The sequence below is a fragment of the Neptunicella marina genome (assembly GCF_014270035.1).
GTDB classification, from domain to species: domain Bacteria; phylum Pseudomonadota; class Gammaproteobacteria; order Enterobacterales; family Alteromonadaceae; genus Neptunicella; species Neptunicella marina.
The window spans coordinates 39,698-51,882 of sequence record NZ_JACNEP010000017.1 but is presented as its reverse complement, the minus strand read 5'-3'; the positions used below and the strand labels follow the sequence as shown (position 1 = coordinate 51,882).

At 43.7% G+C, this 12,185-nt stretch carries 11 protein-coding genes; 7 read left to right on the top strand and 4 right to left on the bottom strand.

From position 1 onward, the window contains the following. Positions 1 to 10: 10 nt before the first annotated feature. Genes moaE through moaB form a run of 4 tightly spaced genes read right to left on the bottom strand, consistent with a single transcriptional unit; the run spans position 11 to position 1,708 of the window. Positions 11 to 466: a molybdopterin synthase catalytic subunit MoaE gene (gene moaE, locus H8B19_RS16070; protein WP_186507915.1), complete on the bottom strand. Its 456-nt coding sequence runs from the start codon at positions 464 to 466 to the stop codon at positions 11 to 13. After that, the gene (moaD, locus tag H8B19_RS16065; protein WP_186507914.1) at positions 467 to 715 is read right to left on the bottom strand and encodes a molybdopterin converting factor subunit 1; all 249 of its coding nucleotides are present in this window, start codon (positions 713 to 715) and stop codon (positions 467 to 469) included. Then, a complete protein-coding gene (gene moaC / locus H8B19_RS16060; RefSeq protein WP_422121166.1) occupies positions 708 to 1,190 on the bottom strand; it encodes a cyclic pyranopterin monophosphate synthase MoaC in 483 nt (160 codons plus the stop codon). The genes moaD and moaC overlap by 8 nt, the downstream gene beginning before the upstream one ends. Continuing rightward, positions 1,190 to 1,708, bottom strand: coding sequence for a molybdenum cofactor biosynthesis protein B (moaB, locus tag H8B19_RS16055; RefSeq protein WP_186507912.1), 519 nt, complete (start codon positions 1,706 to 1,708; stop codon positions 1,190 to 1,192). The genes moaC and moaB overlap by 1 nt, the downstream gene beginning before the upstream one ends. 97 nt (positions 1,709 to 1,805) lie before the next feature. Between moaB and H8B19_RS16050 the strand changes: the two genes are divergently transcribed. The 7 genes from H8B19_RS16050 to H8B19_RS16020 all read left to right on the top strand — a co-directional run bounded on the left by H8B19_RS16050 (position 1,806) and on the right by H8B19_RS16020 (position 12,119). Further along, complete coding sequence (locus H8B19_RS16050; protein WP_186507911.1) at positions 1,806 to 2,561, top strand: HesA/MoeB/ThiF family protein; 756 nt, start codon at positions 1,806 to 1,808, stop codon at positions 2,559 to 2,561. Positions 2,562 to 2,642: 81 nt separating this feature from the next. Then, the gene (locus H8B19_RS16045; protein WP_206683200.1) at positions 2,643 to 3,197 is read left to right on the top strand and encodes a cytochrome b; all 555 of its coding nucleotides are present in this window, start codon (positions 2,643 to 2,645) and stop codon (positions 3,195 to 3,197) included. A 77-nt stretch (positions 3,198 to 3,274) separates the two neighbouring features. Then, positions 3,275 to 4,201 carry a ribosome biogenesis GTPase YlqF gene (gene ylqF / locus H8B19_RS16040; protein WP_186507909.1) on the top strand — a complete coding sequence of 309 codons (927 nt, stop codon included), beginning with the start codon at positions 3,275 to 3,277 and terminating at the stop codon, positions 4,199 to 4,201. A 558-nt stretch (positions 4,202 to 4,759) separates the two neighbouring features. Beyond that, positions 4,760 to 8,728 carry a rhombosortase-dependent M36 family metallopeptidase gene (locus tag H8B19_RS16035; protein ID WP_186507908.1) on the top strand — a complete coding sequence of 1,323 codons (3,969 nt, stop codon included), beginning with the start codon at positions 4,760 to 4,762 and terminating at the stop codon, positions 8,726 to 8,728. Between the two features lie 172 nt (positions 8,729 to 8,900). After that, complete coding sequence (locus tag H8B19_RS16030) at positions 8,901 to 9,440, top strand: MarR family transcriptional regulator (RefSeq protein ID WP_186507932.1); 540 nt, start codon at positions 8,901 to 8,903, stop codon at positions 9,438 to 9,440. Positions 9,441 to 9,748: 308 nt separating this feature from the next. Continuing rightward, a complete protein-coding gene (locus tag H8B19_RS16025; RefSeq protein WP_186507907.1) occupies positions 9,749 to 11,131 on the top strand; it encodes a cytochrome ubiquinol oxidase subunit I in 1,383 nt (460 codons plus the stop codon). Then, complete coding sequence (locus tag H8B19_RS16020) at positions 11,124 to 12,119, top strand: cytochrome d ubiquinol oxidase subunit II (protein WP_186507906.1); 996 nt, start codon at positions 11,124 to 11,126, stop codon at positions 12,117 to 12,119. Before H8B19_RS16025 ends, H8B19_RS16020 begins: the two co-directional genes overlap by 8 nt. The last annotated feature ends 66 nt before the right edge of the window (positions 12,120 to 12,185 follow it).

Sequence of the window (12,185 nt, the reverse complement as noted above, 5' to 3'; positions counted from 1 at the left end):
CTCACCCGCATCAGCTTTTGTTCCAGCGCTTAAGTGATTGTTTATCCGATGTTTTAGCCTCAACCCACTGACTGTTATGGTTACTCAGCTCCTTTTTCCATAAGGGCACATCGTTTTTCAGGTAATCCATAATGAATTCACAAGCGGCAAAGGCATCAGCGCGGTGCTGACTGGCAATGCCGACAAACACTATTTGTTCATTGGATTTAAGCTCGCCAATACGATGAATCACCCGCACTTTTTGCAGCGACCAGCGCAATGTTGCCCGCTCAACTATTTGGGCAATCGCCTGTTCTGTCATGCCCGGGTAATGCTCAATGAATAAACCCTGGATATCGCCATTATCGTTAAAGTCGCGCACCAGGCCACTAAAAATAACGATTGCACCTGTTGCACCATTTTCCAATGTTCGTAACGCCTGATACTCGTCTTCAAGACTAAAATCCTGTGACTGGATGCTAATCATTCAGCCACCTGTTACCGGCGGAAAAAATGCCACTTCATCATTATCCGATAATACGGTATCAGAACTACACAAGGTTTGATTGAGCGCGCATAACAGATCACCACTTGCCAACGCTTGTTGCCAGTTGGGGTTACCGTCAACCAGTTTATGTTTTAACTGAGCAATACTGGTTGATTCAGCCAGTTCAACCTCAAGTTCGCTACATTGCAATTGCTCACGCAAACGCGCAAAAAATTTAACTTTAACCATCTGCACTCCAGTCTCCGGATTTACCGCCTTGTTTGCTGAGTACACGAATGCCGTCTATGCGCATACTTTTATCAGCAGCTTTACACATATCAAACAAGGTAAGCGCTGCAACCGATACCGCAGTCAGTGCTTCCATTTCAACCCCCGTCTGGCCTGCCAGTTTGCATAAGCTTTGAATACGCACACGTGAGTTCTCAGGTTGCAGTTCAAAATCCAGCTGCACTTTAGATAACGCCAGTGGATGGCAAAGCGGAATTAAGTCAGCACATTTTTTTGCCGCCTGAATACCCGCAATGCGCGCAACCGCAATCACATCGCCTTTTTGCATACCGTGTTGTTCAACCAGCTTAAGCGTATCGGGCTGCATATAAATGTAACCTTCAGCAATCGCCGTACGGGAAGTCACCGCTTTGTTGGTCACATCCACCATGCTGGCATCGCCCTGTTGATTGATATGAGTTAACGCCATTAACATCAGACTCCGATACTTTTAAGTTGTGCAACAAAGTTACAGGGCTTATGGGTACTATCGATTTGCTGCTTAATCAGATCCCAGCCAGTTTTACAGGCACCGGTTGAACCGGGTAAACAAAACACCACTGTACCATTTGCCATACCGGCCAATGCGCGGGATTGAATGGTTGAGCTACCGATTTCATCGAAAGACACAGACCGGAATACCTCACCAAAGCCTTCAATGCTTTTATCAAAAAGCACACTAACCGCTTCAGGTGTGACATCACGTGCACTAAAACCTGTGCCACCGGTGATTAAAACAACCTGCACATCATCGCTGGCAATCCAGTTAGCGACAGCAGCACGCACCTTATATTTGTCATCCTTTAAGATCAGTTTTTCTGCCAAATGGTGCCCGGCGGCACTCAGGGTTTCCACCAACCAGCCACCAGATGTATCAGTCTCGGTTGTACGGGTATCTGAAACAGTGAGTACGGCAATAGATAATGGAATAAAGGGCTTAGAAGACGAAGACATTAAAAATTCCTGAAGTAACTGAATTGCCTGACAAATTAGCATAAAAGCCAGTAATATGGACATATTCCACTTTAGATTTTAACGATTTAGCCTCCGTATGAGCAAACAACTTACCAGAGAACTGGCGCTACGCTACAACAGACAAATGCTGTTACCTCAGATAGATTTGGAGGGTCAGGAGAGTTTGTTAAATAGCCATGTTTTGATAGCGGGACTAGGCGGCCTGGGTTGCAGTGCGGCACAGTTTATTGTTGCCTCAGGAATAGGCAAGGTGACGTTAGTTGATCATGACATGGTAGAACTATCCAATTTACAACGACAAGTGCTGCATACCGAAGCAGACATAGGGTTAGCTAAAGTCACATCTGCACAAAAACGCTTAATCGCACTTAATAGTGATTGCCACATCAATGCTATTCATACGGATATTAATCAGCAAAATATCGCAGAATTACTCAAAGATATTCAGTTGATACTGGACTGCACTGATAACCTCAGCACCCGCAACCTGTTAAATCAGCACTGTGTAGAACATGAAATCCCTCTGGTATCAGGCGCTGCTGTGCAATTTGAAGGCCAGGTTACGTCGATAATACCCGGCAACAGCAATCCCTGTTATCAGTGTATGAGCCAGTTTTTTGGCGAGCCCGCGCTAAGTTGTATAGAAGCCGGGGTGGTGTCACCACTGGTAGGCGTCATAGGCACAATGCAGGCGTTAGAAACAGTTAAAATCCTCAGCAAAGCAGGTACACCAATCATGGGACGTTTAATGTTATTTGACGCGCTGCGAGGAGAATGGCAGCAATTTAGTGTTAAGCGCAATCCATCATGTCCTGTGTGCAAAAATAGATAATTATCTTAAAAAGTTTGATACGGATTAAGAAAACAAAAAGGTTTTTATGCAAAATTAATGCTACCAAACAGGAGATAAATGATGGCGCAATCAAATTTGCAACACTACACAAAACCGCTAATTATCATTCATTGGCTAACACTGCTTTTATTCATTGCCGTGTATTGCAGTATTGAATTTCGCGGACTGTTTGAGCGAGGTACAGACGCCAGAACATGGATGGTAAAAAGTCATTTTATTTTCGGTTGTATTATTTGGCTGTTAGTTTGGATCCGTTTGTTTGTCAGACGCGCCCAGACAGCCCCGGCTATAATCCCAGCAATTCCAGACTGGCAGCACAAGCTTGCTGGGCTTTTTCATCTTTCGTTATATGGATTAATGTTAGCAATGCCGGTGCTTGGCTACAGCATAGTGAGCCTTGAAGGGAAACAGGTTGATCTGCTGTTGTTTGATTTACCCAACGTCCTGTCTGCCAATACAGAACTGGCACATGATCTGGAAGAAATTCACGAACTTATCGGTAAACTAGGTTATGCGCTAATAGGTGTTCATGCTGTAGCTGCTCTTTTTCACCACTATATGCAAAGGGATAACACCCTGTCACGCATGCTGCCAAGGATAAAACCCCGTTCATAACAGGAGTAAAGCAATACGGCGCATTCTGGGGTAAAATGCGCGCGTTTATCCATGCAAGCTCACATTTAGGAAATACAATGTCAATTCACTGGTACCCCGGCCACATGCACAAAGCGCAAAAAGAAATAAAAGAGCGCTTACCCCAGGTTGACATTATTATTGAAGTACTGGATGCACGTATTCCCTATTCCAGTGAAAATCCGGCGATTGCCAGTTTGCGTGGCGATAAACCCTGCATAAAAGTATTAAGTAAATCAGACTTAGCCGATCCTGAATTAACCGAGCAATGGCAACGCTACCTGGAACAGCAGCGTAATGTTCGCACGATTGCCACCACCACTGATAATCCAGCTCAAATGAAATGCATTCTGGATCTATGTCGTGAAATGTTGCCACAAAAAGACGCCAGTATTAAAAATATTCATACCATGATTTGCGGTATTCCCAATGTAGGTAAATCAACCTTAATCAATACACTGGCTGAACGTATTATTGCTAAAACTGGTAATGAACCAGCCGTTACTAAGGCACAACAACGTATTAATCTTGGCAGCGGCATTATTCTGTTTGATACCCCGGGAATTCTGTGGCCTAAAGTTCACAATGAAAACAGTGGTTATCGCTTGGGTATTACTGGCGCAATAAAAGACACCGCACTGGAATACGATGACATTGGTTTTTATGCCGCAGATTATTTGATTAAAGCCTATCCGGAGTTGTTAAAACAACGCTTTAAACTGGATGAGATCCCCGATACAGAAATCGAGTTTCTGGAAATGGCAGCGAAATCACGAGGCGCGATTATGGCGGGTGGCAGAGTCAATCTGCATAAAATATGTGAAGTTATAATCAATGAACTTCGCAGCGGAAAATTAGGAAGAGTTACCCTTGAAACGCCCATAATGACAGAAAAAGAAGACGCTGAAATTGTCATTAAGTTAGAAGAAAAGAAAGAAAAAGATTCAAAACGTAAAAAGAAGTTTAAACAGTCAAAACGCAACTAAGTTGAAAAAACATCCAATATAACAAATAAAAATATAGAATAACTCAATCATATAAGACGTGATATAAATTCATAACTTAATGATATTTAATATTTTTTATAAGAATTTACATAAAATTCTTGGTGACTATTCAACTATGATGCTTAATAGTTTTTTATAATACATCACTATTTAAAATAAAGCCTGCATTAAGATACATTTAATGTATCAAAATTTCGTAAATTTTTTTTTACACTCCCGCATTACGAAAAATGATGGTTAATTTTTGGTAATTCATTTTAACAAACATTTCTATCAGTTTGATTTTAAAAGATTTTTAATAAAATCCTGTTTCATTTTCTGGACAAAAATCACAAATACATAAAAAGTCCAACCTCAAAACTCAGTGCAAACGCCTAACAGTTATACAGTCCTTATCGCCCAACACATCATCTCTTGCGTTAACGCATACCTATGTTCTAAAACGGATAGTCCGTCATGTGCCGTATAGGCAAAGGACCTAATAATGACTCAAATATATGACGGGGAAATTACATTAAAAACAACAGGGTAACTTACATGAAATCTTTTAAACCAAGTGTACTGGCTACATTGGTTACGGCAGCTTTGTCTTCCGTCGCTATCAATGCCAATGCTGTAACCTATTCTTCTAATCAAACCGCTTTACTTAAAGCGCCACGAATTTCCGCTCAAACAAGTTATGACGCGGCCAGACAACAGGCATTAGCCAGTCGTTCAACTATATCGGGAATGAAAAGCCAGTTCGACACCAAATTAGGAAAGGCGACCTTTATTTGGGCACCAACCAATCAGGCCAAACCCGACTTAACCGGCGTTGCCAAATCTGCACAGGCACAATTTGCAGCAGATTTTTATGTGGCTCAGATGACGGGCGTATCAGCGAATAAAGCCGAATCCAATAAAGCGGTAGTTCGCGATTTCCATAAAACAACCAAAGGACCATTGATCGCCAAATACACTCAGGAAATACAGGGTGTTGAGGTATTCAACCGCGAATATAACATCATGATGGATCGCGAACTTAATCTGGTTTCTGCATCAGGTTATTTTGCTCGCTCCAACCCGGGTCGACAAACGTTAGCCCTGTTAGCTAACTTTGTTTCTGCCGAAGAAGCGATTCATAAAGCAGCAGACGTACTGTCAAATGGTAAAGCAGACGTTATTCTCACAGGCTCTGCGCATGAAGGTAAATATCAGGTTTTTGATGCTCAAAGTACTTATGGTGACTTTGAGGTCGTAGGCCAGCCACGTGCAAAACGTGTTTTCTTTGACGGAAATGACGGTTTACAAGCGGCTTACTATGTGGAGTTGAATTTAGCGGATGCAAATTCAGTTGAAAGCAAATACTACAGCTTCGTTATCGACTCAACCACACAGAAAGTTCTGTTTAAAAAGGATTTATCAGCTGAAGCTGGTGAAAATGACTTCACTTATCGTGTTTATGCCAATGCCGACGGTTATCCAATGGAAGGTCCGAATGGTGATGTTATTCCTGCGGCAGTACCAGGCAATGATCCCACCGCTATTTTACCTGCTCCTCTGGTAACACTGTCGAATTACAGTGCCATAAGTACAAATGATCCCTGGTTATCACCAGATGCCACTATTACCTCGGGTAATAACGTGTTCGCCTATGCAGATTTAATTGCACCTGATGGTTATGGCACCGGCGACTTAACAGCAGAAACAACTTCAGCTCAGACCTTTGATTATGTTTTAAAAGACAGTGAGCCTGCCAATAGCTATAACAATCGCAAAGCTGCGGTTGTTAACCTGTTTTACATGACCAACTTCCTGCATGATTTTTATTATGACTATGGTTTTGATGAAGCTGCTGGTAACGCTCAGCTGGTTAACTATGACAGAGGAGGTGTGGAAGGCGATCCATTGCATGTACAGGCTCAGGATTTCAGTGGTTTTGATAATGCCAATATGAGTACTCCTGCCGATGGTGCCAGCCCTCGTATGCAACAATACCTGTGGCAAAGCAAAGATGCAGTGGTTGGTGTTGATTTTGGTGTCACTGTCACTTCACACGCAGATTTAGGGTTATTGCAATCCTCTAAAACCGCATCTTTTGGACCTCAGCAATTTACCGGGATTGAAGGTGATACTGTCCGTCTGGAAGATGGCACAGCACCAATCAATGACGGTTGTGAAGTCGCGACAAATGCTGCCGATTTAGCAGGTAAAATTGCCATTATTGATCGTGGGGCCTGTAACTTTACCCTGAAAGTACTGCACGCTCAGGAAGCCGGTGCCAAAGCCGCAATTATTGTAAACAATACCGATGATGGCACCCCTGCCCCTATGGGCGGTGAAGATGCTGCGGTTAAAATTCCTTCTATGGGTCTGAATTATGCTGACGGACATGGCATTTACGACCTTATTGATGCCGGCGATACGGTGACAGTTGAAATGTTCAACAACTTCGCGTTGAAAGACTCTACTTTCGATAACGCAGTCATCGCTCACGAATGGGGTCACTATATATCTAACCGTCTGGTTGGCAATGCTTCTGGTCTAATCAATAATCAGGGCGGCTCAATGGGTGAAGGATGGGGTGATTTCCATGCGATGATGTTCCTGGCACGTGCGGCCGACGCAGAAATTGAAGGTAATGAAGAGTTTCAGGTGCCTTACGCAGCCGTAAGTTACGTTGCTGATTACTATTACGGTATCCGCGCTTACCCATACACACCAAATATGGATATCAATCCATTAACCTTTGATTACATCACTGTCGATCCGGAAGTGCATGGTTCAGGTACAGTTTGGTGTTCCATGTTGTGGGATATCTATGTCGGTTTAATCAACAAATATGGTTTTGAAGAAGCCCAGTCACGCATGGCAACCTATCTGGTTGCATCCTATAAAGTCACCCCGGTTGCGCCTACCTTTACTGAGGCTCGTGATGCGGTATTAGCGACTATGTATGCAACTGATCATGACGACTTCGATTTGGCACTTAAAGCATTTGCCCGTCGTGGTATGGGTCTTGGTGCGGTATCTCCCGAACGTTTTGATGATACCCACGCAGGTGTAGTTGAGTCTTATGAGTCAGAGCTTGCGACATTTAATGCCACAAAAGTAGACTTTAACCCAACCTTTGATGGAACTGATTTAGGTTACTGTACCAATGACAGTATCTTAGATGCGGGTGAAACCGGTACTATTTCAGTCACAATCAAAAATACAGGTACCGAAACATTAACAGGTGTAACAGCAAAAGTTGAAGTTGTAGGTGATCAGGATGTTACCTTTGAAAATGATGGCATTGTAACATTTGATGAGATTGCTCCTTTTGCAAGTGCCACCAGTAATACCATCAAATTAACCCTGAATTCTGCCGGTACCGCAGATGATCTGGAATTAAAAGTAACCTTCCCAGAGCAGACCGCCGATGACGAGATTGTTGAAGCGCCTGATATGAGCTTTAGCACCATGGTCAACATGGATTTTGAATCAGTTGAGCCTGTAGAACAAACAGCCACCTCCGATATGGAAACAGCGGCAATATTCCAGAACTGGAAAGAGCATGTGCAAGCTGGTGGAGATTTAGCTGAAGGTACACGTGTAGCAGACATGGCAAATACCGGCTTCCTGCAATCACTGAACCCAGGTGTTGATTTAGGCGCAACAACCATGCTGATTTACAACAACGATTTTGAATCAGACGTTGCTTATGAATCAAATGCATTTGAAGTGGGTTACAACGGTGACTTTACCGTTAGTTTCTGGCACTTCTACTGGATTGAAGAAGAGTGGGATGGTGGTGTTGTCGAAATCAGCGTCAATGGCAGTGACTGGGTTGATGTGACAGACATTGGCGGTGTATTCGAAAATGGATACAGTGGCACGTTAATTGACAATCCTCGTCAGGTGCTAAGTGGACGTAAAGCCTTTACCGGCATGAACGGTGATTTAGCCACCTCTGCGGGCGGGATGGAAAGCATTAACTTTGGTACCGCATTAAATGGTAGTCAGGTTAAGTTACGCTTCCGACTGGGCAGTGATTCAGCTGCGGCTGAGTATGGTTGGTTTATCGATAACGTGACAATCAGCAACGTGAATACACCTGTATTCTCTAAAGTTATTGCTGGCGACTCGGTAAGTTGTGATAACGCTAAACCACAGTTAACCGTAGAAGCGTCTGCGAGTGTACAGGAAGGTAGTTCAACCACGATAACAGCAGCTGCCACCGACCGAAATGGCGACAACCTAACATACAGCTGGGTCCAGACTGACGGACCAAGTGCAACTGTATCAGGTGAGGATACTGAGACCTTGACGGTAACGGCTCCTTCGGTAAACAGTGATACAACACTGACCTTCGAACTCACAGTAAGTGATGGAACAGACACAGTAAGCTCAACAGTTACTGTCAATGTTGCCAACAAACCTTCTGTTGTGACACCACCTAAACATAGCAGTGGTGGTTCATTGGGTTGGTTATCCATTTTCTTAATGCTTCCTCTGGCACTAAGAAGACGTTTAAAGAAATAACTATCGCAAGTTAACTAAGTCAAAAGGCAGCCATCGCTGCCTTTTTTAATGCCAGTTTTCCGCCGTCCAGCAACACTTTCCCCTTTTCCAACAAACTTTATTTGAATCTTTATTGCGTTAAATCAAACTTAGATTTATTATTTTCAATAATTTCTGAAAATTCAAACAAGGAATAAAAATGTCACCTGAGCTTGAGTCATGCATCATGCATTTTGGTGAAATGGGCAGTCGCTGGGGATTTAACCGCACAGTCGGCCAGATGTTTGCACTGATCGTTTTTAGCGAAGACCCATTAAATGCTGACCAAATAGCCGCCACATTGGGTATTTCGCGGGGTAATGTCAGCATGGGTATTAAAGAACTGCAAAGCTGGAACCTGATTAGAACCCAGTCGGTATTGGGTGATCGCAAGGACTACTTTAAGCCTAATGGCAGTATCTGGGATCTTGGTATGCAGGTGATGGTAGAAAGACGTAAACGGGAAATGGATCCGACACTATCACTGTTACGTGGCCAGTTAATGAGCCATAACAACAGTGACACCAACGAATACGCCCTTAATCAAATGCAACAAATTCACAACCTGCTGGAAATGTTCGGCAGTTGGTTTGACGACGTGCAACGCATGAAACCAGAACAGCTGAAAACCCTGTTAAAGCTCGGCTCAGGAGTCGGAAAAGTACTGGAGCTCAAAGATCGTCTTACCAAATAATCGCATTATTTTTTACTAGAGCGTGTTGATCTTTGCGGTATATTTTTGCAACTAGTTGCGCGGTATTTAAACAATAAAGCACAAATGCAGTGTAGTTGTTCTACATAAATGCGTGCTGAAGCAGTAGAAATGCCGCGCAAACGTTGCCCGAAGGGTTCGTCTTAAACACTTTTTACTCTTTGTTGCTTATTTTTGACTTAATCCATTAGGCCTGCAAATAAGCGTCGCGATTAAAAAGTGTTTAGTTAGAACAAAATTCATACCGCGAAGATCAACACGCTCTTGCTTAAACCTGTCTGGGAGTCATGATGTTAGACACCTTAGTTTTATCGCGGATCCAGTTTGCCGCTAATATTAGTTTTCACATTTTGTTTCCAACCATCACCATTGCGTTGGGCTGGTTCCTGTTTTATTTCAAATTGCGCCATCAATTGTCCGGACATCCGGTATGGATGCGAATTTATCGCTTCTGGGTCAAGATATTCGCGCTTACCTTTGCCTTAGGGGTGGTATCAGGTATCACCATGTCATTCCAGTTTGGTACCAACTGGCCAGGCTTTATGGAAAAGGTCGGCAACATTGCAGGCCCTTTATTAGGGTATGAAGTGCTCACTGCCTTTTTTCTTGAAGCGACTTTTTTAGGCGCGATGTTATTTGGCATTAATCGCCTGCCGCCTTGGTTACATACACTTTCCAGTCTGATTGTTGCCGTAGGCACCAGTATTTCCGCATTTTGGATCATCGCCCTTAACTCCTGGATGCATACCCCAACCGGCTTTGAAATGATCAATGGTGTCGCCCATCCGGTTGACTGGTGGCAGATTATTTTTAATCCCTCTATGCCTTATCGTTTAACCCACATGCTACTGGCATCCGGCCTGACCGCCAGCTTCCTGATTGCAGGTATATCGGCATACCGCTTATTAAAAGGTGATGATAAACGTGCTCCTAAACTGGCACTTAAAACCGCTGTGTATTGCGCAGCGATACTGATCCCACTGCAAATTTTGGCTGGCGATATGCACGGCTTAAACACCCTTGAGCATCAACCGCAAAAAGTTGCAGCGATGGAAGGCGCATGGAAAACAGAAAAAGGTTTACCCCTGTTACTGTTTGCCTGGCCAGACGAACAACAAAAAACCAATCACTTTGAAATCCCTATCCCCAATATGGCCAGTATTATCCTGACGCACAAAGTGGATGGTGAAGTAAAAGGGCTGGAAGAATTTGCCGAACATCCACCGGTAAAACCCGTCTTTTTTGGCTTCAGAGTAATGGTTGCAACCGGCATGTTAATGCTGCTGATCAGCTGGTACGCCACCTATCAATTAAAAAGACATAAAAAGCTCAATTCATTCACCCAAAAAGCGCTGGTTGCCATGAGTTTTTCTGGCTGGCTTGCCACGTTAGCGGGTTGGTACGTTACCGAAATCGGCCGTCAACCTTATCTGGTAGAAGGGGTATTAAAAACCGCTGATGCAGTCACCCCTATCGCACCACAAAATGTTGGTTTCTCCTTAGCCTTATATCTGACCCTTTATGTGGTTTTACTTGGCGCCTATCTGCACACCTTATTTTATATGGCACGCAAGTCGGTCAAAGTGGAAGAATATGAATTGAGTGAACTTAATTACAGTCGTTCGCTTACTGCGCAAAACAGCGCTTCTCAGCAGGAGCAAACTCATGCTTGAACAATACTTACCTGATATCTTTTTAATATTGATGGGGCTGGCCGTGCTTATCTACGCCATTCTGGATGGTTATGATCTGGGTGTTGGCATCATGTTACCTATGAACAATAAAACGCAGCGCGACCAGATGATCGCATCCATAGGTCCCTTCTGGGATGCCAATGAAACCTGGTTAGTACTGGCCATTGGTATTCTGTTAATTGCTTTCCCTCAGGCTTACAGTCTGGTACTGCACGAACTCTACATTCCGGTATCTATCATGTTGAGCGCGTTAATTTTAAGAGGTGTAGCTTTTGATTTCAGAGCTAAAGCGGTTACTCATCATCAGCTTTTATGGGATCGACTATTTAAACTCGGTTCACTTATTGCCGCATTAACCCAGGGTTATGCATTAGGCATGTATGTAATGGGGTTTAAAAGCGACTGGCAGGCGTACACTTTTGCACTATTAAGTGCCGCTGGTGTTGCAGCCGCTTACGCCTATATTGGTGGTGCTTGGCTGGTACTTAAAACAGAAGGCAGTGTGCAAAAATATGCGGCCAAATGGGCACGTCGTGCCGGCTGGTTAGCGGCGATTGGCATTGCAGGCATCTGTATTATCAACCCGCTTATCAGCCCTGCAGTGGCCGAGCGCTGGTTATCGATGCCGGCGGCACTGTTACTATTGCCGGTTCCTGTGATGTGTGTACTTATCGTTGCTGTAGTAGACAGATATTTACGACTGGTCCCCCATCAAAACGATTTCGGCTGCTGGATCCCTTTTGGCGCAGTAACCAGTTTGTTTGTACTTTGTATTCTGGGACTGGCTTACAGCTATTTTCCCTATGTGGTACCGAATCAGTTAACGGCTGAACAAGCCGCCAGTGCGCCGGAAGCCCTGCGTTTTATCTTCTATGGAGTAATTTTTGTCTTACCGGTGATTGTGGCGTACACCTTATTTTCCTACTGGATATTCCGTGGTAAATCCACTGAACTGCGTTATTGGTAGAATCAAAAAAGCCAGCTTAATGCTGGCTCTTTATCTGTAGTCATTCATATATCATCTGACACTTTT